This is a genomic window from Blastococcus capsensis, from assembly GCF_030165005.1.
In the GTDB taxonomy this organism is placed as follows: Bacteria; Actinomycetota; Actinomycetes; order Mycobacteriales; family Geodermatophilaceae; genus Blastococcus; species Blastococcus capsensis.
Genome location: NZ_JASNNW010000006.1, coordinates 173,089 through 197,286, shown reverse-complemented (window position 1 = coordinate 197,286; position 24,198 = coordinate 173,089). Strand labels below are relative to the sequence as shown.

Sequence of the window (24,198 nt, the reverse complement as noted above, 5' to 3'; positions counted from 1 at the left end):
TGGGTCATGCCCTGCGCGAGGACCGAGATACGCCTGAGGGCGGTCATCCCAGTCGGGGTGACCGCCCCCAGGCGTATCTCGGCGCTTCTCTACTCCTCGCGGGCGTGGCGGCCGCTGCGCTGGCCGTCGGGCTCGTCGCGCTCGGCGAGGGCCGCGACCCCGTCGGCGTAGCCGCTGGCGTAGTCCCAGCTGACGTAGTCGTCGGGGTCGGGCTCGAACGGCGGCTCGTGGCGCCCGGTCTGCCCCTCGTCGAGCAGTTGCCGCAGGTTGGCCTGCATCAGCGCCCAGTCGACGTGGTGCTCCTCCTCGCAGTCGGGGCAGTCGACGACGATGCCCTTGATGCCGGTCGGCTCGAGCAGCGTGCGGAACACCTCGAGCTCGGCGAGATCGTCGAGGACCCCGGCGCGCTCCTCCATCGTCAGCGGTGGGGGGCCGGGCTGATCGGCCGAGCCGAAGTCCGGGCCGAGGGCGTCGTCGAACGGAGACACGGCTCCCACGGTAGCCGCCCCGCAGGCGGAACACCGCACGGATCTGCCGCCGCCTACGATCGGGGCAGGTCCCGTGCGCCCGTGAGGGGTGCCGACCGGTGTCCGACCCGATCTGCCCCGAAGGGTGGCCGCGCACATGCAGCCCGACTCCGTGCCCGAGCTGCCGGCGAAGTTCGCCCGCCTCGGGCTGACCTACGACGACGTCCTGCTCGTCCCCGGCGCGTCCGACGTCGTCCCGGCCGAGGTGGACACCAGCAGCCGGGTGACGCGGCGGATCGTCCTGGCCGTGCCGCTGCTCTCCAGCGCGATGGACACCGTCACCGAGGCCCGGATGGCGATCGCCATGGCCCGCGTCGGTGGCATGGGCGTGCTGCACCGCAACCTCTCCGCCGAGGAGCAAGCCGGCCAGGCCGACCTGGTCAAGCGGTCGGAGGCCGGCATGGTCACCAATCCGGTCACCTGCTCGCCGGACAGCACGCTGGCCGAGGTCGACGCCCTCTCGGCGCGCTACCGGATCTCCGGCGCCCCGGTGGTCGACGCGGACGGCGTCCTCCTGGGCATCGTGACCAACCGCGACATGCGGTTCGAGACCGACCAGAACCGGCTCGTGCGCGACGTCATGACGCCGATGCCGCTGATCACCGCACCGGTGGGCGTCGACGCCGACACCGCACTCGGCCTGCTGTCCAAGCACAAGGTCGAGAAGCTGCCGCTGGTCGACGACGGCGGCCGGCTGCGCGGGCTGATCACCGTCAAGGACTTCGTCAAGCGCGACCAGTTCCCGCTCTCCACCAAGGACGCCGACGGCCGGCTCGTGGTCGGTGCCGCCCTCGGCGTCGGCGAGGACGCCTACAAGCGGGCCGGGCTGCTGGTCGACGCCGGTGTCGACGTGCTCGTCGTCGACACCGCGCACGGCCACCAGCGGGCGGTGCTCGAGATGGTGGCGCGGGTGAAGAAGGAGTTCGGCGGCGATGCCGGCGTGGAGGTCGTCGGCGGCAACGTCGCCACCCGCGCCGGTGCGCAGGCGCTCGTAGACGCCGGGGTGGACGCGGTGAAGGTGGGCGTCGGGCCCGGCTCGATCTGCACCACCCGGGTGGTCGCCGGCGTCGGGGTCCCGCAGATCAGCGCGATCTACGAGGCGTGGCTGGCCGCCGGTCCGGCCGGCGTCCCGGTCATCGCCGACGGCGGCCTGCAGTACTCCGGCGACATCGCCAAGGCGATGGTCGCCGGGGCCGACACCGTGATGATCGGCGGGCTGTTCGCCGGGGTCGAGGAGGCCCCGGGCGAGCTGGTCTTCATGAACGGCAAGCAGTACAAGACCTACCGCGGCATGGGTTCGCTCGGTGCCATGCAGAAGCGCGGCAACCAGTCGTTCAGCCGCGACCGGTACTTCGCCGACGACGTGCTCTCCGACGACAAGCTCGTCCCCGAGGGCATCGAGGGCCAGGTGCCCTACCGCGGCGCGCTATCGGGCGTGGCGCACCAGCTGGTCGGGGGCCTGCGCGCCTCGATGGGCTACGCCGGTGCGGCCACGATCACCGACCTGAAGGAGCGCGGTCAGCTGACCCGCATCACCTCGGCGGGGCTGGTGGAGAGCCACCCGCACGATATCCAGATGACCGTCGAAGCTCCCAACTACCGAGGTCGCTGAACCGATGAACGTGCGTGACACCGTCGAGATCGGTCTCAACCGCTTCGCCCGCCGGGGGTACGACCTGGACGAGGTCTCGATCGTCCCCTCCCGGCGCACCCGCGACGTCGACGACGTCTCGACCGCCTGGCAGATCGACGCCTTCCGGTTCGACCTCCCGCTGGTCACCAGCCCGAGCGACGCCGTCGTCAGCCCGGCGACGGCGATCGCCGTCGGCCAGGCCGGTGGCCTCGGCGTGCTGAACGGCGAGGGCCTGTGGACCCGTTACGACGACCCGGCGCCGATGTACCGCCGCATCGCCGAGGCAGCTGCCGCCGGGGCCCCTCCCGTGGCCCTGCTGCAGGAGGTCTACGCCGAGCCGGTGAAGACCGACCTGATCACCGCGCGGATCAAGGAGATGCGCGAGGCCGGCGTCACCACGGCGATCCGGATCTCCCCGCAGCACACCGAGCAGCTGGCGCCCGCGGCCCTCTCGGCCGGGGTCGACCTGCTGGTCATCCAGGGCACGATCGTCTCGGCCGAGCACGTCACGAGCCAGGGTGACGCGCTCAACCTCAAGGAGTTCATCGCCGACCTCGACGTCCCGGTGATCGTGGGCGGTGCCGCGAACTACACCACCGCGCTGCACCTCATGCGCACCGGCGCGGCGGGCGTCATCGTCGGCGTCGGGGCCGACGCCTACTCCACGACCGACGCGGTCATGGGCATCCGGGTGCCGCTGGCCAGTGCGATCGCCGACGCCGCCGCGGCCCGCCGCGACTACCTCGACGAGACCGGTGGCCGGTACGTGCACGTCATCGCCAACGGCCGGATCGAGACCAGTGGCGCCATCGCCCGCGCGCTGGCCTGCGGTGCGGACGCCGTCCAGCTGGGCGAGCCGCTGCGGGTCGCCGCGGAGGCGCCCGCCGGGGGCGTGTGGTGGGACTCGGTGGCCGCACACCCGCGGCTGCCGCGCGGCGCCGCCTCCGCGCCGGTCGAGCCGGCCGGCTCGCTGGAGCAGGTGCTGCTCGGCCCGGCGGAGTCCGCCGACGGGCGCACCAACCTGTTCGGCGCCCTGGCCCGCACCATGGCCAAGACCGGGTACCGCGACCTCAAGGAGTTCCAGCGGGTCGATCTCGTCATCGGTGGGTCCGGCGACTGATGGAGTTCCCGACCGTCCTCGTCGTCGACTTCGGCGCCCAGTACGCCCAGCTGATCGCCCGGCGGATCCGCGAGGCCGGGGTCTACTCGGAGATCGTCCCGTCGGAGGTGCCGGCCGAGGAGGTCCTCGCCCGCAAACCGGCCGCGATCGTGCTCTCCGGTGGGCCGTCGAGCGTCTACGCACCCGAGGCCCCCACGGTCGACCCGACGCTGTTCGAGGCGGGCGTGCCCGCTTTCGGCATCTGCTACGGCTTCCAGGCGATGGCCGCCTCGCTCGGCGGAACGGTGGCGCGCACCGGCGACCGCGAGTACGGCGGGACGCCGCTGACCGTCACGACCCGGGCCCGGCTGTTCGGCGACCTGCCGTTCGAGCAGAACGTCTGGATGAGCCACGGCGACGCGGTGTCGCAGGCCCCGCCCGGGTTCACCGTCACCGCCACCTCCACCGGCGCGCCGGTCGCGGCGTTCGAGGACGTCGACCGGCGGCTGGCCGGGGTGCAGTTCCACCCGGAGGTGCGGCACACCGCCCACGGCCAGAGCGTGCTCGAGCACTTCCTGTTCGACATCGCGGGCCTGGAGCCCACCTGGACCATGGCCAACGTCGTCGAGGAGCAGGTCGAGCGGATCCGCGCCCAGGTGGGGGACCGCCGGGCGCTGTGCGCGCTGTCGGGCGGCGTCGACTCCGCCGTCGCCGCGGCGCTGGTCCAGCGCGCGATCGGTGACCGGCTCACCTGCGTCTACGTCGACCACGGGCTGATGCGAGAAGGCGAGACCGAGCAGATCGAGCGCGACTTCGTCGCCGTCACCGGTGCTGACCTGCGGGTCGTCGACGCCCGCGAGCAGTTCCTCACCGCGCTGGCCGGGGTCAGCGACCCCGAGGAGAAGCGGAAGGTCATCGGCCGGGAGTTCATCCGGGTGTTCGAGCAGGCCGCGCTCGACGTCGTCTCCGATGCCGTGAGCCACGGCGAGACCGTCGACTTCCTGGTGCAGGGCACGCTCTACCCCGACGTCGTCGAGTCCGGCGGCGGCAGCGGGACGGCGAACATCAAGAGCCACCACAACGTCGGCGGGCTTCCCGAGGACCTCACCTTCACCCTCGTCGAGCCGCTGCGCACCCTGTTCAAGGACGAGGTCCGGGAGGTCGGCCTGCAGCTGGGCCTGCCGGAGACTCTGGTGTGGCGACAGCCGTTCCCGGGCCCGGGCCTGGGCATCCGCATCGTCGGCGAGGTGACCCAGGAGCGCCTGGACATCCTGCGCAAGGCCGACGCGATCGTGCGGGCGGAGCTGTCGGCCGCAGGGCTGGACCGCGAGATCTGGCAGTGCCCGGTGGTGCTCCTGGCCGACGTCCGCTCGGTGGGGGTGCAGGGCGACGGGCGCACGTACGGGCACCCGATCGTGCTGCGGCCGGTGTCCAGCGAGGACGCCATGACCGCCGACTGGACCCGGCTGCCCTACGACGTGCTGGCGAAGATCTCCACCCGGATCACCAACGAGGTGGAAGAGGTCAACCGGGTGACGCTGGACGTGACCAGCAAGCCGCCGGGCACCATCGAGTGGGAGTAGCGTCCGACGGCGCCCGGGGGCTCCCGTGCGGCCTCGGTCGGCAGCGCTCCTGGTCAGGTGGGGGAGTTCCGGTAGATCAAACCGTCCCCACCGGGATCGGTGACGATGAGCTGGTCGCCTTCGATTTCGACCGAGAAGCCGTCACCGAGAACCGTGATGACGTGTGCGTCCTGATCGCGCAGCTCGTCCGGGCAGAGCCCCTCGGCCTCCATCTCCGGGAAGTGCACCGTGTCCCCGTGGACAGACCACGTCCCGGACAGCGCCCGGCAGCCGGTTGAGCCGGTGAAAGTGCCACCCTCGGCGAGCTGCAGGACGGCGGCGACGCCGACCGGGGTGGCTGCGGACTCCCCATCGACGACGGTCTCGAGCACCCACCGGGTGGTGATGAGGTCGCTCACCGGGACCGGCGGCAACGGCCGGAACCGGAGCAGGACGCCGTCGCCGGTGAGCACGAGAACCCCGGCCTCGACCTGCAGCCCGTCGTCCGCCGCGTCGATGGCCGCCAGGTAGGCGGTCTCCGCCGACATCAGCTCGGGGGCGCAAGCCATCTCCGTGCTGGCCAGACCGTCGATGACGAGGGCGCCGCCCGTGACCTGGTGGCCCGCTCCGAAGCCATTGCAGAACGCGGTCCCGCTCAGCTGGTCCTCTTCGAAGACCAGCGTTCCGCGGCCACCGTCGGGTAGGGGGACGTGGGCCCCGCCGGTCCTGAGCTCGGTCAGCTCCCAGGCGCCGAGCAGCTCGGACCGGCCGGCAGTCACCTCGTCGGAACGGACTCCCGCGCAGGCGGTGGGAAGGAGGGCGGCAGCCAAGGCGATCGATGCCCGCGCCATCTGTGCCGCCATGGCGCTCAATGTGGTGAGCCCCGCCGCGCGGCACAACCGACCCGTGCCCACCGTTACCGAACAGCGGCCGGGTGCGCAGGGGTCCCCGGATCCTCGACCGCCCCGCGGCCCAGCGGCGCCGGTGAGCACGAGCTGCTCGTGCCGCCGCGTCACCGTGGCGGCGCGGCCGAGGGCGTCCAGGAAGGCGGTCTCCGCGGCCATGACGTCGGGCGCGCAGCCCATCTCGGTGCGGCCGACCGCGGCGTCGAACTGCCGCCGTGCCGCCGTGCCGCCGTGCCGGGGGAGAGTGGCTCCGTCGACGGTCCCTTCCGCCAGCTCCCACTCGCCCCCACGTCGGGCCCGCCGGTGCCGCCGCCGCACGCGGTGAGCAGTGCGACGGCCGGCAGCAGGACGGCGACCAGGCACATACCCACAGGACGCGTCACCGGCCCCCTCCGGTTCCCGTGGGCGTCCACCTGGGGCTCGGCGCGCCAGATGCCGCCGGTTGTGATGGGCTCGTCGCCGGCCACACCGTCGAGGACCCCGGAGGAATGAGTGAGCTCCTCGCCGTGGCCTCTTCTCCCGAGCCTGGGCGTCCTCGCCGCGATGGCCGTCGTCATCGTGATCGCGGGGGTCCGGCTGACCCGCGTCGCCGACACCCTCGCCGAGCGCACCGGGCTCGGTGACGCCATCGGCGGTGCCCTGCTGCTCGGGGCGGTGACCTCGCTTCCGGGGAACGTCACGGTGCTCACCGGCGCTCTGGAGGGCGACGCCGGCTTCGCCCTGGCCAACCCGATCGGCGGCATCGCCCTCCAGACCGTCTGGCTGGCGATCGCGGACCTGCTCTACCGCCGCGTCAACCTGGAGCACGCGGCGGCGTCCCTGCAGAACGTGCTCCAGTCGGTGCTGCTCATCGCGATGCTCGCGATCCCGGTCGTCGCCTACGCCACGCCCGATCTCCGGCTGGGCTGGATCCACCCCATGACGCTGCTGATCCCCGCCCTCTACGCCTACGGCTTGACGCTGCTGCGGCGGATGCAGCACGAGCCGATGTGGCAGCCGGTCCACACCGATCAGACGGCCGACGACGACGGCAACGGCGAGGACGCGGCCGACGACGGCAACGGCAACGGCAAGGGCGACGCCGACAGTCCGGGCGACGGCGCGGACGGTGGGGACCATCGCTCGACCGCCCGGTTGTGGGGCCTGCTCGCGGTGATGGGGCTGGTCACCGGGGTGGCCGGCTGGCTGGTGGGCAGGGCCGGGCTGAGCGTGATCGCGCGGGCCGGGCTCGACAGCGGGGTCGTGGGCTTCACCCTGACCACGGCGATCAGCTCGCTGCCCGAGCTCGTGGTCCTGCTGACCGCCGTGCGGATGGGCCAGCTCACCCTCGGCGTCGGCAACATCGTCGGCGGCAACGTCTACGACATCCTGATGATCTCCGTGGCCGACATCGGCTACCTGGACGGGCCGATCTACCGGGACGCCGGGCCGACCAGCCTGGTGCTCCTCGGCGGCACGCTGGTCATGACGGCGGTCCTGGCCGCCGGACTGCTCATGCGCGACCGGAAGTGGATCGGCTTCGAGGGCGTCTCCATCCCGCTGATCTACGTGGGCACCGTCGTCCTCGCCCTCGTGGCGTGACCACGCCCGGGAGCGAACCGCTCCCGGGCCCCGCCCGCCAAGCCTCCTGGCCGGTCAGCCGCGGGTGCGTGCCTCGCGCAGCTCCTTCACCAGCAGCGCGATCCCCGCGCCGATGAGGAGCACCCACAGCAGGCCGCCGTCGTCGAGCAGGCCCAGCGGGAAGTCCAGACCGGTCATCGTCGAGACCGCCAGGACGATGAAGAACAGGCCCGCCACGAGCGCCAGCAGGTCGAGTTTCCGCCGCCGCTGCTGCGGCTGCGGCCGGTCCTCGGTCTCCAGGGGGGCGACCATCTGCCACTGCTGTTCCTGCCACGCGGTCGGGGTGGTCGGGAACTCGCTGTAGTCAGCCACGGGACACCTCCACCTGTCCGATACCGGTGTCGATCTCGAGCACGATCTCCGCCTCGCCGTCGTCGGTCCAGTCCGCCGTTCCGCTGCCGGGGAAGAAGTCGCCGCCGACCTCGTCGGAGTCGAGGACATCCGCCTCGCCGAGCCCCTGGTGGACCCGGATGCGGGCATCGGCGGAGCGCGGCAGGACCACCTCGACGTCCCCGAGGCCGTGCTGCACCTCGATGTCGAGGGCGTCGGCGAGATCGGCCATCGGGACGTCGGAGAGGTCGACGGTGAGGTCGCCGACGCCGCCGGCGTAGACCTCGCGCACGTCGCTGACGGTCTGCGGCCGGAACGTGCGATCGCCCACCCCGCCGTCGATCGACGGCGCCGCGGCGGCGATGGCCAGGGCCAGGGCCAGCACCACGCCCAGGGCGATCAGACCGCCGCGGGCGGTGCGGCCCCCGCTGAACGCGGCCGCGACGAGTCCGGCGCCGACCACGACCGGGGCGCTCCCGAGACAACCGACCGCGTCGATCTCCCAGCCGGTCAGCCGGCTGATCAGCACGAGGACGCCCACGACGATCAGCAGGCCGGCGACCGTGAGTCCGGGAACGGGTGACCGGGGACCGGCGGGGTCGCGCCGGCGCACAGCGCCGGCCGGCTGCCATGGGGCTTGCCCCGGCGCGGGGCCGCCCGCGCCCGCCGGCACCAGCAGCCACAGCAGGAGGTAGACCAGGACGCCGGTGCCGCCGGCGACCGCGAGGGCGACGAAGCCCACCCGCCACAGCAGTGCATCGATGCCGGTGTAGTCGGCCAGGCCGCCGTTCACCCCGCCGATGACCTTGTCGGTGCGGCTGCGGCGCAGCTGCGGACGGACCGGCGGCGGCTGCCAGCCGGGCGGTTCCAGCGTGGGTGGCGCAGGAGGAGGAGCGGATGTCATGCCAGGGAGCCTGCCGACCGCCGGGGCCTGTCGGTGTCCGACGCCGCCGAGGACGTCATCGCCGTCATCCGGGCCGGCGCGCGTGGTTACGTGACCAAGACGATCTCGGGCCCGGACCTGCTCGACGCCGTCCGCCGGGTGGCCGACGGCGACGTCGTGTTCAGCCCGCGGTTGGCCGGCTTCGTCCTCGACGCGTTCTCCGCCGGTCCGGGCGCCGCGCCCGCACCGGCCGAGGAGGCCACCGACCCGGGGCTCGACCTGCTCAGCGCCCGCGAGCGCGAGGTGATGCAGCTGATGGCCCGCGGCTACACCTACCGCGAGATCGGCTCCCGGCTGTTCATCTCGGTGAAGACGGTGGAGTCCCACGCCTCGAACGTGCTGCGGAAGCTGCAGCTGTCCAACCGCAACGAGCTCACCCGCTGGGCGGCGACGAACAGGCTGTTGTAGAACGCCCTGTCGCGCAGGGGTGGCTCCGCGGCTCGACGTCGGTCGGGCCGGCGCGTGGCCGCGGGGTCGTCCGGAGGACGACGGATCATGCCGTGTGGACGACGTGGAACGCCTCGGCCAGCCGGCCGGCGGGGAGCCCCAGCCGCTCGGCGGTCTGCCGCATCCAGGCGGTGAGGAACTCGTCCAGGTTCTCCATGTGGCTCACCTGGGTGACGTGGCAGCGCAGCGCCGCGAGCTTGCGGTCGACCACGTCGGTGACGTCGACGGCGTGGTCGGGGCGCGGGCTGGCGCCCAGCCACACCTCCGCGACGGTCCAGGCCTCCAGCCCCTCGTCGGCCAGCAGCTCGGGGAAGGCGAACGGGTTGCGGGCGTCGGGGTAGACCGCCCGCAGGGTCGACTCGCCGACGGTCATGTGGTCGGGATGGCTGGCGCCGATCCGGTCCCAGAACCGCTCGGGCGAGCTGGTGAGCACCCGCTGCGGGCGCACCTGCCGGATCACCCGGCTGATGTCGCGGCGCAGGTCCAGGGTGAGCTCGAGCCGGCCGTCGGGGTAGCCGAGGAACCGCACGTCGGTCACCCCGACCGCGGCGGCGGCCGCCCGTTGCTCGGCCTGCCGCAGCGGCCCCATCTGCTCGCGGGGGGTGTCGTCGAATCCGCCGGCGTCGCCGTCGGTGACGATCAGGTAGGTGACCTCGGTGCCCGCCGCGGTCCACGTGGCGACGGTCCCCGCGCTGCCGAAGTCGACGTCGTCGGGGTGGGCCAGGACGCACAGCACGCGCTCGACGTGCGCGGCGGGACCGGACGGGGGCTGGAACGGGGAACTCACCCGGCGGAGCCTACGGAGGGCCCGGCGAACCCGTCGGGGTCGTGAGGGAACACCGGGGGCGGGAGCGGCGGCACGACGGTGATCGCGCAGACTCGGGACGTGCCTGCGTTCACCCTGTCCGTCGCGTTGCGCTCCTCCGCGCCGCTGGACGACGCCGCGATCGACGCCCTCCGCACCGTGCTCCGGCCCGACGACCCGGAGCTGCGGCTCTGGCGCGAGCCGGACCGGGCGGTGCTGCGCGTGGTGACCGAGTGCGAGGCGGCCGACCTCGATGCGGCGCTGGATCTCGGCAAGGACCTGGCGGACGAGGCCGACGAGGCCTGCCCGGGCCGGGTGTTCGAGGTGGCCGCGATGGGCGACGACGACTCCCAGGTCTGGCGCAGCGGCCCGTAAGGCCTCGCTGCAGGGTCCCGCCGCGAGCTCGCGAGCGGTGGGGGGCAGCGAGGTCCTCTCTCAGAGCCGGCCGCGGCCCTGTCGGAGCAGCATCATCCCCAGTGCCGCGCCGTCCGGTCCCAGCTCGGCCCGGAAGCGGGACAGCACCTGCTGCTCGCGGGCGAGGGAGAGGCGGGTGCCGCCGGAGGCCGAGCGCAGCGCGCCGATCTCCTGGGAGATCTCCAGGCGGCGGCGCACCAGCTCGATGATCTCGGCGTCGCAGGCGTCGATCGCGCCGCGCAGCTCGCCGATCCGCTCGACCGGGTCCTCGGGGGCGGTGGGGCCGGCGGCGGGGGAGGTGGTGAGGGTGCTCATCGGTGGTCCTCGGGAGGTCGTGGACCCGGGCCCCGAGAACGAGAAACGCCCCGGGCTCCTCGGGCCCGGGGCGTCTGTTGCGGCGTGTGCTCAGCCAGCGGTGACGGACACCGGATCCCGGTGACCGTAGAAAAAGCTGACCGTGGCGAGCACGGGACGAGTGTGGCACACGGCCGGACGCCGACGCCACGGCCGCACCGGTGAGGCAGGTGGTGCGAGCGGTCCAGCGGCCGCCGGGACCGTCACCCGCCCGGCTTACAGTGGCGGGGTGAAGGCGTCGCAGACTTCCGGTTCCCCAGCGGGAGTGCGCCGTAGGTGTCCTGATCCCCAGCGGAGCTGCGTCGCGGAGCTGCGTCCATGAACCGACCCCACGAGAACGCTCCGCTGGCGCTCCACGTTTCCGCGGGGGGCCGCGGCATGAGCAGCCTCCAGCAGTCCCTCCCCGGCACCGCCGCCCTGCAGCGCTCCGCACCGGGCTCGCTGGGGCGGGAGCTGGACCGGATGCTCGCCGGCCTCAACGGCCCCCAGCGGGACGCCGTCGTCCACGAGGGCAGCCCGCTGCTCATCGTCGCGGGTGCCGGGTCGGGCAAGACCCGGGTGCTGACGCACCGGATCGCCTACCTGCTGGGTGCCCGCGGCGTGCAACCGGGCGAGATCCTGGCGATCACCTTCACCAACAAGGCCGCCGGTGAGATGAAGGAGCGGGTGGCGGCTCTCGTCGGGCCGCGTGCGCGGTCGATGTGGGTGTCGACGTTCCACTCGATGTGCGTGCGCATCCTGCGGGCCGAGGCCGCCAAGCTGGGTATGAAGTCGTTGTTCACCATCTACGACCAGGGCGACTCGATCCGGCTGATGACGATGGTCGCCCGCGACCTCGACCTGGACGCCAAGCGCTTCCCGGGGCGCAGCCTCGCCAACCAGGTGTCGAACCTGAAGAACGAGCTGGTCGACGAGGACGCGTTCACCCCGCAGACCCCGCCGGAGCGGGTGCTCAAGGACGCGTACACGCTCTACCAGCGGCGGCTGCGCGAGGCGCACGCCATGGACTTCGACGACCTGATCATGACGACGGTCCACCTGCTGCAGGCGTTCCCCGACGTCGCGGAGCACTACCGGCGCCGGTTCCGCCACGTCCTCGTCGACGAGTACCAGGACACCAACCACGCCCAGTACATGCTGGTGCGGGAACTCACGGGCACCGGCGGGGACCCGGTGCCGCAGGCCGAGCTGTGCGTCGTCGGTGACGCCGACCAGTCGATCTACGCCTTCCGCGGCGCGACGATCCGCAACATCGACGAGTTCGAGCGCGACTACCCGCAGGCCACCACGATCCTGCTGGAGCAGAACTACCGCTCCACCCAGCGGATCCTCAAGGCCGCGAACCAGGTCATCTCGAAGAACACCGGCCGCCGCCCGAAGAGCCTGTGGACCGACTCGGGCGACGGCGAGCTGATCGAGGGCTACGTCGCCGACAACGAGCACGACGAGGCCGCCTGGGTCGCCGAGCAGATCGACGCCCTGGTCGACGAGGGCACGGCCAGGCCTGCCGACATCGCGGTCTTCTACCGCACGAACAATGCCTCCCGCGTGTTCGAAGAGGTCTTCATCCGCGTCGGCATGCCGTACAAGGTCGTCGGCGGTGTCCGTTTCTACGAGCGCAAGGAGGTCCGCGACGCGCTGGCCTACCTGAAGCTGGTGGCCAACCCGGCCGACGTGGTCAGCCTGCGCCGCATCATCAACGTGCCCAAGCGCGGCATCGGTGACAAGGCCGAGTCCTGCATCGAGAGGTTCGCCGACCGCGAGCGGATCGCGTTCGGGACCGCGCTGCGGCGGTGCACCGAGATCGGTGAGCTCGCGACCCGCTCGCTGAAGGCGCTGCAGGAGTTCGTCGCGATGCTCGAGGAGTTCGAGCAGCTGGTGGAGACCGGCTCGGGCCCGGCCGCGCTCCTGGAGAGCATCCTCGACCGCACCGGTTACCTGGCCGAGCTGCAGGCCAGTTCCGATCCGCAGGACGAGGGGCGGGTAGACAACCTCAACGAGCTGATCTCGGTGGCCGCGGAGTTCGAGGCGGCCAACCCGGGCGGGTCGGTCACCGACTTCCTCGAGCAGGTCTCGCTGGTGGCCGACGCCGACCAGATCCCCGTCTCCGGCGACGACGCGGGGGTGGTCACGCTCATGACCCTGCACACCGCGAAGGGGCTGGAGTTCCCGGTCGTGTTCCTGACCGGGATGGAGGACGGCGTGTTCCCGCACCTGCGGGCACTCGGCGACCCGCGGGAGCTGGAGGAGGAGCGCCGGCTGGCCTACGTGGGGATCACCCGGGCGCGGCAGCGGCTGCTCATCTCGCGGGCGACGGTGCGCACCAGCTGGGGGCAGCCGGCCTACAACCCGCCGTCGCGGTTCCTCGACGAGCTCCCGGGCGAGACCGTGCACTGGGCCCGCACCGACCCGGCCCCGGCGCCGTCGACCGGTTACCGCTCGGCGCAGACGCGGGTGGCGGCGACCGGGCTGGCGACGGGCGGTCTGCGGGGAGGAGCCGGCAACCGCCAGGTGATCTCGGTGGAGGTCGGCGACCGGGTCAGCCACGACGCCTTCGGGCTGGGCACGGTCGTGGAGGTGACCGGCGTGGGCGACAAGGCCCAAGCCACGGTCGACTTCGGCTCCGGTGGCGCCAAGCGCCTCGTCCTCCGCTACGCCCCGCTCGTCAAGCTGTGACCTCGGGAAGGGGCCCGGAGGGTCCCTGATCCGAGGTCACGGAGCCGCGGCAATCAGGTGGGTGGCCAGCGAGTGGCGGTACGGAAGGCGAGCCGCCCCGCGAGGCGACCTGAGGAGCGGGGCCCGGAGGGTCCCCGACGAAGGTCAGGGCTGCGCTCGACGCAGCAGGGGGACGGCACCTGGAAGCGGTGTCGGCCGGAGGCCGACCAAAGGTATGGTCGCGGTGTCGGCCGGAGGCCGACAGGCAGCACGATCAAACACCCACCCCGCGCTCGGCCAGCCAGGCCCGCGGATCGATCGGGCGCCCGTCCATGCCGCCGCGGTGGATCTCGTAGTGCAGGTGCGGACCGGTGGACTGACCCTCGTTGCCGACCTTGGCGATCTGGTCGCCGGCGGTGACGAGATCGCCCTCGGAGACGGTGTAGTAGCGCATGTGCCCGTAGATGTGCACGTTCCCGTCGGGGTCCTGGACGTAGACCGCGTTGCCGTAGCCCGAGGCCCGGCCGGCCCGCACGACGACGCCGTCGGTGGCCGCGCGGATGGGCGTGCCCAGCGGTGCGGCGATGTCGAGGCCGTAGTGCATCGTGCCCCAGCGCCGGCAGAAGCAGGTGGTGAGCGTGCCCTCGGTGGGGAGCACCGTCTCGGGCTGACGGGCGGCGCGCGAGGCGGCGAGTTCACTCAGCCGGGCCTGGGCCTCGGCCTCGGTGATGCCCCGTCGCGCGCCCGCGTCCTCCAGGCCGCCGGCGAAGCTCACCTCGGTGCTGACGCCCAGCCCGTAGTCGGACGCGCTGGCCGAGACCTCCCGCTGCTCGCCGCCGATGGCGGGCACCCCGGCGACGACGGCGCCGGCCACGAGGGCGGCGAACCACAGGGGCGCCCGTCGGCCAGGCGGGTGTGGCAGGCGGCGGCGGGACGCGCGGGGAACGGGTGCGGGGGCGGTCGCAGGCTCGTTCGCCGGCGCCGGCGCGATGGTCTCCAACGGGGTCCGGGGCCTCGGTAGGCGCAGTACCTGGGGAGCCTGCTTCTCCAGCACCTGTGCACTGCTGAGAGACACGGCGAACCTTCCCGGACGACCTGGCCGGCGAGCGCCGGAAGGCGTTCGCCGGGGGAGCGGCGACGGCGTGGGCGCCGGTTCGTCGGCGTCCGCCGGTGGATACCGGCGCCGTGATCGAACCGTAACGATGCGTCAGGACGCGACCAAGCACCGTGCGCTGCGTGTCGCGATGGAGGCACATCGACTGGTGGCCGAGTCGACTCGGCCGGCCGCCGGCGTGGACGCCGACGCGCGGAACGGGTCAGGCGACGGCGGCCAGTGGCCGGGTGTCGGAGTCCTGCCGGACGCCGGCCAGGGTCGAGGCGACCTCGTCGAGAACTCCCCGGTGGATGGGGAGGGACATGTGCCCGACGCCCCGGACGAGGACGTTGCGGGCAGCGAGGTCGGGATGGTCGCAGCGCCCCGATTGCGTGGGCAGGACCATCTGGTCGAGGTCGCTGTACACGGCGGTGATCCGGGTCCGGCACTCCGGGGCCGGCTCGTCGAGCTCACGCAGCAGTGGCGACCCCGGGCGGAGCTGGCGGATCAGCGGCGTGGGCAGCAGGTGGGCCAGGACGGAGCCCCGGTGCGGCGTGCCCAGGGTCACCAGGCAGTCGATCCGTCGGTCGCCGCCCTGCCGCTGCACGTGGTGACGGGCGATCAGCCCACCCAGGCTGTGGCCGACGACGTGCACGCGGTCGTGCCCGGTCTGCCGGCAGAGCCGCTCGATGTGCCGGCCGAGGTCGGTGGCGCCCTGGTCGATATCGGTGAGGAACGGGCTGTAGTTCCACGAGCAGACCGAGGTGAAGCCCCGCTTGCGCAGGCTGCGGCGCATGACGGCGAAGACCGATCGGTTGTCGACCAGCCCGTGCACGAGGAGGACGGGGACGCGGGCGGCGAGCGGGTCGGCGGCGAAGAGGGCCCGGACGGCGGCGGGCTGCGCGCCGGCCCGCTTGTGCGGGTCGGCGCGCAGGGCCTCCATGCGCGTACCCAGCGGGTACATGAGGACGTGCGCGCCCACCCAAGCCAGCTCGGTCAGTCCGCCGGTCAGGGTGGTGGGGGAGCAGAGCGCGCGCAGGCCTCGTGGCGTCACCTCGGCGTCCGCCTCGGTGTGCCACCCTGGACGCGAGTCCAGGTCGCTCGATGGGCGCATGGCCGTTCTCCCCGTCTGGCGCCGGCCGGCGGGACCTCGGGTTCGGGTCGTGGCGCCGGCGGTGCGTGCTCCGGTGTGTGCTCCGTTCACCTGACGGTAAAGCCGACATGTGCCGCACGTCACATGATCGTCACCGTCGCGCCGTCGATCGAGTCCTGTTCGTCACCTGCCGCCGAAGGGGGAACCGTGCCCGCCCGCGACGCCCGCGACGCCCGCACCGGGACCGTCCGTGCCCGACCCACCGCCCGCCGGGGAGCGGGACGGGTGACCCTCGCGCCGTCGACGGCGACGGGGGACAGGGTCGTCATGGGCGCCGTGCCACCGACGGTCGTCCTCTGTGGTGTGCTCCTCGTCCTGGCCGGTCTCGCCGGTGTCGCGGCCGCCTTCCCGACGTATCTCGTCGTCGGCGGTGAGGAGCTGCGCGAGGTGCGCGGTGTCGGCGGCGCGCTGGTGGCCCTCCTGGTCCCGGCCGTCCACGTGGCGATGGGCGCGAGCCTGGCCCGCCGCGCCGTCCCCAAGCTGGGGCTGGCCTACGCCGCCGTGGCCGGCGCCCTCGCGGTCGGGCAGCTGCTCATCGAGATCTACCGGGGCAGCAGTTCCACGACGCGCCCGGGGGTGGAGGTGGTGGCCGGGGAGCTGGTGCTCACCAGCGGCGTCCAGCGGGGCGCCGGCTGGGTGCTGGGTGTCGCCGCGCTCGCGCTCACCGTGGCTGCCGGCGTCGTGGCCATGGCCGCCTGGGGTCGCACGGTCATGGACGACGGCGGTGCGCTCGATCCGGTCCGCTCGCTCCTGGCCGGTACCGCCCTGCTGCTCGGCGTGACCGCCGTCCTGTGCCTCGCGCTCCCCGCTGCCGACGTCCCGGACGAGCTGCAGACCGATCCGGCGACGGGCCTGGAGACCGTCGTCAGCCGGGAGGGACCGCAGGCTCTGCTCGAGCGGCCGGGCCTGGCGCTGCTCGGCGGGCTGCTGCTGGCCGGTGCGCTGTTGCTCTGCTCGGTCGTCGCGCCGTCGCTGCGGCCCCGTCTCGGCGCCGTGGGCGGTCTGCTGGCAGTGGCCGTCGCGGTGCTCTCCGCCGGGCTCGTGGGGCTGCGGGACGCGGTGGCGTCGGACGAGCTGGTCTGGACGGTCCCCGGCGCCGGGCTGATCGTCACCGGGCTGGCGATGCTCGGTCTCACCCTGTTCGCCTGGCGCACCCGCCGGTCGCCGGACGTGACCGGTGCCACTCCGCGGGCGGCAAGCTCCTAAGCTGCCTGCCGTGGTGGACGAACGCATCCGGGTGGTCATCGCCAAGCCGGGACTCGACGGGCACGACCGTGGCGCCAAGGTGGTGGCGCGGGCACTGCGCGACGCCGGCATGGAGGTCGTCTACACCGGCCTGCACCAGACGCCCGAGCAGATCGTGGAGACGGTGGTGCAGGAGGACGCGGACGCCGTGGGGCTCTCCGTGCTCTCCGGCGCCCACATGACGCTGTTCGCCCGGCTCACGGAGCTGCTGCGCGAGCGGGGGGTCGACGACGTCGTCGTGTTCGGCGGCGGGATCATCCCCGAGGAGGACGTGCCGGAGCTGGAGCGGATCGGCGTCACCGGGATCTTCACGCCGGGTGCCACGACGACCGACATCGTCGAGTGGGTGCGCACCCACGTGGGGGAGCCGGCCGGCGCCTGACCGTCCCCGGGCATAGGAGGCTATGCATACGTCTCGAGCGCCGCAGACATAGGCATAGCCTCCTATGCCTGCATCAGCCGACGACGGGCAGCGTCAGCGTGTGCTGCACGCCCGTGCCGGTGGTGAGGGTGACCGGCTGGGGGAGCGTGGCGCCGCGGTAGGCGAAGTCGCCGCCGGCCAGCACGATCGCCAGCTGGTGCCCCTTCTCGAAGCGGTGCACGATCCCCGGCAGCTCGATGGTGACCGGCCTGGTCACGTCGGGTATCCGCACCGGGGAGATCAGCCGGTGCGGCAGCTCCACCGCGCCGCCGGGCCCCACGTCGTAGAGCTTCGCGTAGACGACCAACTGACCCGCCGGCCCGCCGAGCTGGGTGGCGGCGACAGCCGGCGAGCTCAGCTGCACGGTCAGCCGGGGCGAGCCGACGACGTCCATGGCCTGGGCGAGCGGGGCGGTGGAGAAGCGGATCGCCGTCCCCGGCGGATCGGTGACCGGACGGGACTGGTCGAGGAACGACGTCTCGGTGTAGTTCGGGCCGACCGGTGCCACGCTGCTGTAGCCACTGGCGCCGGGCCGGACCTGCGTCCGGTCGGGCACCAGCGTGCCGCCGGCCGGGCCGGAGGCGGACAGGTGGAAGGTGCGTTCGCGACCGACCGGATAGCTCGGTGCCACGGCGTAGGCCTGCTCGATCGAGGAGCCGGCGGCCTGCTCCCACCCGCGGTAGTAGGAGAACGACGGAGCCGGCGCCTTCCCCTGGCCGCGGACGTAGTGGTCGAACCAGGCCAGGACCTGCCTGCCCTGGTAGCTGTTCTCCGGGTCGCGCAGGTCGAGCTCGCCGGGCGCCGGCTCCGAGGCGCTGTGTCCCCACGACTGCCACACCAGCGAGACCGGCGTCCCCTGCCGGCGCAAGGCGGTGTAGGTGGCTACCGACTCCTGCAGGTTGAACAGCGTGTCGGCCTGGCCCTGGGTGATCAGGGTCGGCACCCGCACCTGGCCCGTGTAGCCGGCCACGGAGTTGGAGCGCAGGTAGTCGATCGACGCCTGGCTGGGATGGCCTTGGGCGGCCACCTCGGCCAGGGCCTGGCAGACCTGGGGCTCGAAGTTGACGCAGTTCTCCCGGATGAACCCGCCGGACGGGGCCGGGATGGCCAGTGCCTGCCCGTCCTGCACGCCGTTGACCGCGCCCAGGGCGGTGAACAGCGCGGCCCACTGGTGCTTGAAGACACCGGTCGCCGCCGAGCTCACCGAGCCCGAGCGGGCCGTGCCGCCGGGAAGGGCGCTGTTGTCGGGGGCCAGCGAGTAGGACAGGTCGTTCCAGGTGATCATCGGTACGATGGCGTCCAGCCGGTCGGTGCCGGCCCGGCGCTCCGCGGCCGCGGTCGCGAACTGGATCTGGCCACCGTACGAGCCGCCCAGCATGCCGACCTGCGGGTCGTGGGTCATCGTGCGGCCGCGGTCCTCGCGGGCGACCTGGTCGAGCACCACGCGGTCCCCCGTCGCGTCGTCGACCGCGTGGATCGACGGGTCGCCGCCCAGGAACCGCAGCAGCTGGCTGGCCGCCGCGCCGTCGTGCTCGACGTCGTCGAGGGTGATCGGGCAGCGGTCGCCGTCGACGAAGCCGAGGCCGGTGTACGAGAGGGTCACGTAGCCGTGCTCGCCGAAGCCCTGGGCGAGGTCGGCCTGGTCGGCCTTGGTGCCCCCGAACCCGTTCGTGGCCAGCAGCGCCGGTGCGGGCTTCCGGCTGGTGACGCCGGCCGGCACGTAGAGGTCGGCGTCGATCGCGCAGGTGCGCTCCTCGGGGCCCAGGCCGGTGACGGTGATGGTGAGGTCCCGGGGAAGGATCTCCGCCGCGGCAGCCGGCGGGGCGAGGGCGGTCAGCCCGCCGGCGGTCAGCGCGGTGGACAGCAGGGCGGTCGCGGCTCGGCGCACGGAGGCTCCTCGGGTCGGGGACACGCGGTCGGCCAGCAGGTTCGGTGCTGCGAACGAGTGAGCCGTCGTGTGATGCACCCCACGACGGGCCCACCGAGGTAACGCCCGGGGCAGCGCTGTGGTTACGGGCGGTCTACGGTGCCTGTTCGTGGATCTCTTCGAGTACCAGGCCCGTGACCTGTTGGCCTCGCACGGTGTCCCCGTGCTCCCCGGTGGCGTCGCCGAGACGCCCGAGCAGGCGGAGGCGATCGCCCGCGAGATCGGGCAGACCGTCGTCGTGAAGGCGCAGGTGAAGACCGGCGGCCGCGGCAAGGCCGGCGGCGTGAAGCTCGCCGACAACCCCGAGGACGCCAAGGCGCGCGCCCAGGACATCCTCGGCCTCGACATCAAGGGGCACATCACGCACCGCGTGATGGTCGCCCAGGCCAGCGACATCGCCGAGGAGTACTACTTCTCCTACCTGCTCGACCGCTCCAACCGCACCTTCCTGGCCATGGCCAGCGTCGAGGGCGGCATGGAGATCGAGCAGCTCGCCGTCGAGCGCCCCGAGGCGCTGGCCCGCATCCCGATCGACGCCTCCGTCGGCGTGGACACCGCCAAGGCGGCCGAGATCGTGGACGCCGCCGGGTTCGCCCCCGAGGTGCGCGACCAGGTCATCGCCATCGCCGTCCAGCTGTGGGACGTCTTCGCCAAGGAGGACGCCACCCTGGTCGAGGTCAACCCGCTGGCCAAGGCTCCCGACGGCACCGTGCTGGCGCTCGACGCCAAAGTCACCCTCGACGAGAACGCCGGCTTCCGGCACGCCGAGCACGCGGCTCTCGAGGACGCTGCCGCCGCCGATCCGCTCGAGGCCGCGGCGAAGGAGAAGGACCTCAACTACGTCAAGCTCGAGGGCGAGGTCGGGATCATCGGCAACGGTGCCGGCCTGGTCATGAGCACGCTGGACGTCGTCGCCTACGCGGGCGAGGACTTCGGCGGGGTCCGCCCGGCCAACTTCCTCGACATCGGTGGCGGCGCCTCGGCCGAGGTGATGGCCAACGGCCTGGGGATCATCCTCTCCGACCCGGCCGTGAAGAGCGTGTTCGTCAACGTCTTCGGCGGGATCACCGCCTGCGACGCCGTCGCCAACGGCATCGTCGCCGCCCTGCAGCAGCTGGGCGACCAGGCCACCAAGCCGCTGGTGGTCCGCCTCGACGGCAACAACGTGGAGGAGGGCCGGCGGATCCTCGCCGAGGCCAACCACCCGCTGGTCACCCTGGTCGACACGATGGACGGCGCCGCTCGCCGGGCCGCCGAGCTCGCCGCCTAGAAGGACCCCGTCCCCCTCATCCCTCGCAGGCTCGGGACGAGCCTCTGGACGGGGCCGCCGCGGCCCCAATTCCGAGACAGGATTCAGTAGAGATGTCGATCTTCCTCAACGAGAACAGCAAGGTCATCGTCCAGGGCATGACCGGTTCCGAGGGCAGCAAGCACACGTCGCGCATGCTCGCCTCCGGCACCGCCATCGTCGGTGGCGTCAACCCGCGCAAGGCCGGCACCAGCGTCGACTTCGACGGCACCAGCGTCCCGGTCTTCGGCAGTGTCGCCGATGCGATGAAGGAGACCGGCGCCGATGTCAGCGTCATCTTCGTGCCGCCCCCGTTCGCCAAGGCGGCCGTCATCGAGGCCGTCGACGCGCAGATCGGGCTCGCCGTCGTCATCACCGAGGGCATCCCGGTGCACGACTCGACCTATGTCTGGGCCCACGCCCAGGGTGGCTCCACCCGGATCATCGGCCCGAACTGCCCCGGCCTGATCAGCCCCGGGCGCAGCAACGCCGGCATCATCCCGGCCAACATCACCAAGCAGGGGAAGATCGGCCTGGTCAGCAAATCCGGCACGCTGACCTACCAGATGATGTACGAGCTGCGCGACATCGGTTTCTCCACCGCGGTCGGCATCGGTGGCGACCCGGTCATCGGCACCACCCACATCGACTGCCTCCAGGCCTTCCAGGAAGACCCGGAGACCGAGGCCATCGTGATGATCGGTGAGATCGGTGGCGACGCCGAGGAGCGGGCCGCGGATTTCATCAAGGCCAACGTGACCAAGCCGGTCGTCGGCTACGTCGCCGGCTTCACCGCCCCCGAGGGCAAGACGATGGGCCACGCCGGTGCCATCGTCTCCGGCTCGGCCGGTACCGCCCAGGCGAAGAAGGAGGCCCTCGAGGCCGCCGGCGTGCGCGTGGGCAAGACCCCGTCGGAGACGGCGAAGCTCATGCGGGAGATCGTCGGCGCCTGATAAAGGACCCCCCTGCCCCCCGCCCTTCGCAGGCTCAGGGCGGGACCCTGCAGGGGGGCCTGTTCCAGCACGTCACCAGGCTCAGGGCGGGACCCTGCAGGGGGCCCGATCCAGCCCGTCACGACGCTGCCCGGCGACCGCTGCCCGCGGTCGCCGGGCAGCGCCGCTCCTCGGGGAGGCGGCTCCGGTCGGGGACCCGCCGTTGCGGCCCGGTGCCCGCGACCGCCACGATCGACGAGCACCTGTCCCGTTCCGCGAGGAGTGCCCAGTGACCGCCAGCCAGCCCCCGCAGCCGCCCGAGGACGCGCAGCCGCACCCCGGGGCACAGCAGCCGCTCGGGCAGGGGCAGCAGCCTTCCGCGCGCGACCGGCCCGCACCGGGGCAGGAGCACGGCGAGCCCTCGCCCGGCCGGCCCCCGTACGGGCAACCCGCGTACGGTCAGCCGCCCGGCTACGGCCAGGCGGCCGGGCAGCCGGGCTACGGGCAGCAGCCGTACGGGCCGCCGGCATACGGCCAGCCGCACTACGGCCAGCAACCTTCTCCCCAGCCGGGCTACGGACAGCCGCCCTCCGGGCCGCCCCCGTACGGCCAGCCGCCCTACGGGCCGCCCCCGTACGGCCAGCCGCCCTACGGGCCGCCCCCGTACGGCCAGCCGCCCCCGTACGGCCAGCCGCCCCCGTACGGCCAGCCGCCCTACGGGCCGCCCCCGTACGGCCAGCCGCCCTACGGGCCGCCGCCGTACGGGCAGGCCCCCTACGGTCCGCCCGGATACCCGGGTACCCGGGTATCCGGTGGCGGTGCCGAGTTCTCCGTCGACCTCAAGCGGCTCACGCGCGGCGACTACGCCGTGGCCGGGGGGACGGTGCTGTTCCTGCTGTTCGGCCTGCTGCCGTGGTGGCGCTTCGGTGACGCCACGTTCGGCGTCACCTTCAGCGGCTTCGACAACGGCATGGTGGTCTCGGCGTTCGTGCTGTTCCTGCTCGCGGCCGGGTGGGCGCTGCTGCCCGGGTTCGTCCGGACGTCGCTGACGTTCCCGCGGTCCTCGGTGACCGTGGCGCTGGCCGGGCTGGGACTGGTGCTGACCTTGTTCGCCTGGCTGGACACACTGCGCTACGCCTTCTCGTTCTGGGCGCTGCTCGCCTTCCTGACGGCGGTCGTCATCACGGTGGTCCCGGCGCTGGCACTGCGCCGCGAGATGCGTGACCGTCCGGCCCGGCCGAGCGCTCCACAGCCCGGCGGCTACTGGCCGGGGGCCGGCGCCCCCGGGCAGCCCTACCCCTACGCCGCCCAGCAGCCCGGTCCGTCCTACGCGCCTGGTCCCGGGCCGCTCCCACCACAGGCCTACCCCGGGCAGCCCGGCCCCGCGGCCGGCCAGCACGGGTACGCACCGACGCCCCCGCCGTGGCAGACCCAGCCCCGCCCCCCGGAGGAGGAACGTCACCGGCCCGGTGACGCCGCCGGAGCGGGTGGGTCGACCGCTGCCGGTGAGGGCCCGGGCGTCACGGAGAGCGAGAGTCCCCGCACGGACACCTGATCCCGCTCCGGCGCCGCCGACACGCACCACCCGGCTCCGGCGAGTGCTCCGCATCCGCCGGGGGAGCTTGCGAGAGTGGAGAGGTGGTCACCCTGCTCGCACGCCGGCCCTCTCGGCGGGACGCCGGGACGGCCGCACGGTCGGCTGCCTCCGTCGTCCTCACCGCCGCCGCGACCGTGGCCGTCACCGTCGCCGGCCTCGCCGGGCTGGTCCTCGCACTGGTCGTCGTCCAGGCGCTGGACCCGACCGGCGGCATGCCGCTCGGAGCGTCGGCCGCCCTCGCCGCGCGACTGTGGCTGCTCGCGCAGGGCGGGGAACTGCTGCTCCCCTCGGGGCCGCTGGTCCTGGCGCCGCTGCTGCTGACCCTCCTGGTGGCCAGGGGGCTGTCCTGGGCCGGTCGGGTGGCCGTCCGGCTCCTCGACGACGGCTCGAGCGGGCGGGACGTCGCCCGGGCCGCCGGCTCGGTGGTGGCCCTCCACCTGGTGCTGACCGGGCTGCTGGCTCTGGTCGTCGACGACGGGACCGCGGGCATCGGCTGGCTGCGGACCCTGCTGGCCCCGGCCGCTCTGGCGGTGAGCGCCGTCGGCTGGGGTGCCGGCCGGGAGTCCGGTTCGATCGACGCCGCGCTCGACCGGCTGCCCGGGATGGTGCGACCCGTGCTCCGGGGGGTGCTGGCCGGAACCCTCACCGCCCTCGCGCTGGGCCTGGTGGTCGTGGCCGTGGCGCTGGGCAGCGATGCTGCGGGGTACGCGGCCGTGTCCGGCTCTCTCGGCGGCGCCGGCGCAGGGGCCGCCGGACTGCTGGGGCTGGGGGTCCTCCTCCTGCCCAACGCGGGGGTCGCCGTCCTCGGCCTCGCCGCCGGGCCGGGGTTCTACGTCGGCAGCGGCACGCTCGTCTCGGTGCACGGCGTGACGCTGGGGGCGGTGCCCGCCCTGCCGTTGCTGGCGGGGCTGCCGGACACCCAGGCGGTTCCGCTGGTCGCCTTCGTCTCCCAGGTGATCCCGGCCGTGGCGGGGCTGGTGGCCGGCGCGACGCTCGCGCGATGGTCCAGCGGCTCCCGGAGCGGCTCCGTCGTCGCCGGGCTGGCCGGGCTGCTGACCGGCGTCCTGCTCGGGGTGGTCGCCGGCGTCCTCGCCTGGGTGGCCGGCGGCTCGCTGGGGGACGGGGCGCTGGCGGTGATCGGGGCGCCGCCGGTGGCCACCGGTATCGCGGTCGCCGCGCAGGCCGGGATCGCGGCGGCGGTGGCCGGCGCGGTGACCCGGTGGCGGGCGTTCGGCTGAACGTGGCCCC

General features: G+C 73.3%; 22 protein-coding genes. 13 read left to right on the top strand and 9 right to left on the bottom strand.

Features of this window, described 5'->3' with window-relative positions; genetic code table 11:
* Nucleotides 1-89 precede the first annotated feature (89 nt).
* Nucleotides 90-488 carry a DUF5319 family protein gene (locus QOZ86_RS06935; RefSeq protein WP_284491239.1) on the bottom strand — a complete coding sequence of 133 codons (399 nt, stop codon included), beginning with the start codon at nt 486-488 and terminating at the stop codon, nt 90-92.
* A 136-nt stretch (nt 489-624) separates the two neighbouring features.
* Between QOZ86_RS06935 and guaB the strand changes: the two genes are divergently transcribed.
* The 3 genes from guaB to guaA are packed head-to-tail and all read left to right on the top strand — an operon-like array spanning nt 625 to nt 4,842.
* The gene (gene guaB, locus QOZ86_RS06930; RefSeq protein ID WP_284491238.1) at nt 625-2,139 is read left to right on the top strand and encodes an IMP dehydrogenase; all 1,515 of its coding nucleotides are present in this window, start codon (nt 625-627) and stop codon (nt 2,137-2,139) included.
* Nucleotides 2,140-2,143: 4 nt separating this feature from the next.
* A complete protein-coding gene (locus QOZ86_RS06925; RefSeq protein ID WP_284491237.1) occupies nt 2,144-3,280 on the top strand; it encodes a GuaB3 family IMP dehydrogenase-related protein in 1,137 nt (378 codons plus the stop codon).
* Nucleotides 3,280-4,842, top strand: a complete 1,563-nt coding sequence (gene guaA, locus QOZ86_RS06920) for a glutamine-hydrolyzing GMP synthase (RefSeq protein WP_284491236.1) — start codon at nt 3,280-3,282, stop codon at nt 4,840-4,842. Before QOZ86_RS06925 ends, guaA begins: the two co-directional genes overlap by 1 nt.
* A gap of 53 nt (nt 4,843-4,895) precedes the next feature.
* Here the strand turns inward: guaA and QOZ86_RS06915 are convergent, their stop codons facing one another.
* Entirely contained in the window at nt 4,896-6,044 is a 1,149-nt protein-coding gene (locus tag QOZ86_RS06915; RefSeq protein WP_284491235.1) for an META domain-containing protein, read from the bottom strand.
* Nucleotides 6,045-6,218: 174 nt separating this feature from the next.
* Between QOZ86_RS06915 and QOZ86_RS06910 the strand changes: the two genes are divergently transcribed.
* Nucleotides 6,219-7,307: a sodium:calcium antiporter gene (locus QOZ86_RS06910; protein ID WP_284491234.1), complete on the top strand. Its 1,089-nt coding sequence runs from the start codon at nt 6,219-6,221 to the stop codon at nt 7,305-7,307.
* Nucleotides 7,308-7,361: 54 nt separating this feature from the next.
* Here the strand turns inward: QOZ86_RS06910 and QOZ86_RS06905 are convergent, their stop codons facing one another.
* Together QOZ86_RS06905 and QOZ86_RS06900 are read right to left on the bottom strand one after the other, a co-directional pair.
* Entirely contained in the window at nt 7,362-7,658 is a 297-nt protein-coding gene (locus QOZ86_RS06905; RefSeq protein WP_284491233.1) for a hypothetical protein, read from the bottom strand.
* Nucleotides 7,651-8,580 (bottom strand): PspC domain-containing protein, encoded by a 930-nt coding sequence (locus QOZ86_RS06900; protein ID WP_284491232.1) that lies wholly within the window; start codon nt 8,578-8,580, stop codon nt 7,651-7,653. Before QOZ86_RS06900 ends, QOZ86_RS06905 begins: the two co-directional genes overlap by 8 nt.
* Before the next feature lie 33 nt (nt 8,581-8,613).
* Between QOZ86_RS06900 and QOZ86_RS06895 the strand changes: the two genes are divergently transcribed.
* Nucleotides 8,614-9,027 (top strand): response regulator transcription factor, encoded by a 414-nt coding sequence (locus tag QOZ86_RS06895; RefSeq protein WP_284491231.1) that lies wholly within the window; start codon nt 8,614-8,616, stop codon nt 9,025-9,027.
* An 85-nt stretch (nt 9,028-9,112) separates the two neighbouring features.
* On the opposite strand, the gene QOZ86_RS06890 is transcribed toward QOZ86_RS06895, so the two are convergent.
* Nucleotides 9,113-9,853, bottom strand: a complete 741-nt coding sequence (locus QOZ86_RS06890; protein ID WP_284491230.1) for a PIG-L deacetylase family protein — start codon at nt 9,851-9,853, stop codon at nt 9,113-9,115.
* Between the two features lie 99 nt (nt 9,854-9,952).
* On the opposite strand from QOZ86_RS06890, the gene QOZ86_RS06885 reads away from it, so the two are divergent.
* Nucleotides 9,953-10,246: a hypothetical protein gene (locus QOZ86_RS06885; protein WP_284491229.1), complete on the top strand. Its 294-nt coding sequence runs from the start codon at nt 9,953-9,955 to the stop codon at nt 10,244-10,246.
* Between the two features lie 60 nt (nt 10,247-10,306).
* On the opposite strand, the gene QOZ86_RS06880 is transcribed toward QOZ86_RS06885, so the two are convergent.
* On the bottom strand, nt 10,307-10,600 hold the full coding sequence (locus tag QOZ86_RS06880; RefSeq protein ID WP_284491228.1) for a chorismate mutase: 294 nt from the start codon (nt 10,598-10,600) through the stop codon (nt 10,307-10,309).
* Between the two features lie 417 nt (nt 10,601-11,017).
* Between QOZ86_RS06880 and pcrA the strand changes: the two genes are divergently transcribed.
* Complete coding sequence (gene pcrA / locus QOZ86_RS06875) at nt 11,018-13,315, top strand: DNA helicase PcrA (RefSeq protein ID WP_284491227.1); 2,298 nt, start codon at nt 11,018-11,020, stop codon at nt 13,313-13,315.
* A gap of 253 nt (nt 13,316-13,568) precedes the next feature.
* Here the strand turns inward: pcrA and QOZ86_RS06870 are convergent, their stop codons facing one another.
* Together QOZ86_RS06870 and QOZ86_RS06865 are read right to left on the bottom strand one after the other, a co-directional pair.
* Nucleotides 13,569-14,369: a M23 family metallopeptidase gene (locus tag QOZ86_RS06870; protein ID WP_284491226.1), complete on the bottom strand. Its 801-nt coding sequence runs from the start codon at nt 14,367-14,369 to the stop codon at nt 13,569-13,571.
* Between the two features lie 241 nt (nt 14,370-14,610).
* Complete coding sequence (locus tag QOZ86_RS06865) at nt 14,611-15,501, bottom strand: esterase/lipase family protein (protein ID WP_284491225.1); 891 nt, start codon at nt 15,499-15,501, stop codon at nt 14,611-14,613.
* Between the two features lie 186 nt (nt 15,502-15,687).
* Between QOZ86_RS06865 and QOZ86_RS06860 the strand changes: the two genes are divergently transcribed.
* On the top strand, nt 15,688-16,746 hold the full coding sequence (locus QOZ86_RS06860) for a hypothetical protein (RefSeq protein WP_284491224.1): 1,059 nt from the start codon (nt 15,688-15,690) through the stop codon (nt 16,744-16,746).
* 10 nt (nt 16,747-16,756) lie between these two features.
* Nucleotides 16,757-17,167 (top strand): coenzyme B12-dependent isobutyryl CoA mutase small subunit, encoded by a 411-nt coding sequence (gene icmB, locus QOZ86_RS06855; RefSeq protein ID WP_284491223.1) that lies wholly within the window; start codon nt 16,757-16,759, stop codon nt 17,165-17,167.
* 73 nt (nt 17,168-17,240) lie between these two features.
* Here the strand turns inward: icmB and QOZ86_RS06850 are convergent, their stop codons facing one another.
* The gene (locus QOZ86_RS06850; protein ID WP_284491222.1) at nt 17,241-19,094 is read right to left on the bottom strand and encodes a CocE/NonD family hydrolase; all 1,854 of its coding nucleotides are present in this window, start codon (nt 19,092-19,094) and stop codon (nt 17,241-17,243) included.
* A gap of 148 nt (nt 19,095-19,242) precedes the next feature.
* Here QOZ86_RS06850 and sucC point away from each other — a divergent pair, with 148 nt between their 5' ends.
* The 4 genes from sucC to QOZ86_RS06830 all read left to right on the top strand — a co-directional run bounded on the left by sucC (nt 19,243) and on the right by QOZ86_RS06830 (nt 24,188).
* A complete protein-coding gene (sucC, locus tag QOZ86_RS06845; RefSeq protein ID WP_284491221.1) occupies nt 19,243-20,403 on the top strand; it encodes an ADP-forming succinate--CoA ligase subunit beta in 1,161 nt (386 codons plus the stop codon).
* A 92-nt stretch (nt 20,404-20,495) separates the two neighbouring features.
* Nucleotides 20,496-21,374: a succinate--CoA ligase subunit alpha gene (gene sucD / locus QOZ86_RS06840; RefSeq protein ID WP_284491220.1), complete on the top strand. Its 879-nt coding sequence runs from the start codon at nt 20,496-20,498 to the stop codon at nt 21,372-21,374.
* A 268-nt stretch (nt 21,375-21,642) separates the two neighbouring features.
* Nucleotides 21,643-22,908 (top strand): hypothetical protein, encoded by a 1,266-nt coding sequence (locus QOZ86_RS06835; RefSeq protein WP_284491219.1) that lies wholly within the window; start codon nt 21,643-21,645, stop codon nt 22,906-22,908.
* Nucleotides 22,909-22,991: 83 nt separating this feature from the next.
* Nucleotides 22,992-24,188, top strand: coding sequence for a cell division protein PerM (locus QOZ86_RS06830; RefSeq protein WP_284491218.1), 1,197 nt, complete (start codon nt 22,992-22,994; stop codon nt 24,186-24,188).
* The last annotated feature ends 10 nt before the right edge of the window (nt 24,189-24,198 follow it).

Coding starts and splice junctions, on each gene's coding strand:
- guaB (WP_284491238.1), top strand. CDS start 625: ATGCAGCCCGACTCCGTGCCCGAGCTGCCGGCGAAGTTCGCCCGCCTC.
- QOZ86_RS06925 (WP_284491237.1), top strand. CDS start 2,144: ATGAACGTGCGTGACACCGTCGAGATCGGTCTCAACCGCTTCGCCCGC.
- guaA (WP_284491236.1), top strand. CDS start 3,280: ATGGAGTTCCCGACCGTCCTCGTCGTCGACTTCGGCGCCCAGTACGCC.
- QOZ86_RS06900 (WP_284491232.1), bottom strand. CDS start 8,580: ATGACATCCGCTCCTCCTCCTGCGCCACCCACGCTGGAACCGCCCGGC.
- QOZ86_RS06880 (WP_284491228.1), bottom strand. CDS start 10,600: ATGAGCACCCTCACCACCTCCCCCGCCGCCGGCCCCACCGCCCCCGAG.
- pcrA (WP_284491227.1), top strand. CDS start 11,018: ATGAGCAGCCTCCAGCAGTCCCTCCCCGGCACCGCCGCCCTGCAGCGC.
- QOZ86_RS06865 (WP_284491225.1), bottom strand. CDS start 15,501: ATGCGCCCATCGAGCGACCTGGACTCGCGTCCAGGGTGGCACACCGAG.
- sucD (WP_284491220.1), top strand. CDS start 20,496: ATGTCGATCTTCCTCAACGAGAACAGCAAGGTCATCGTCCAGGGCATG.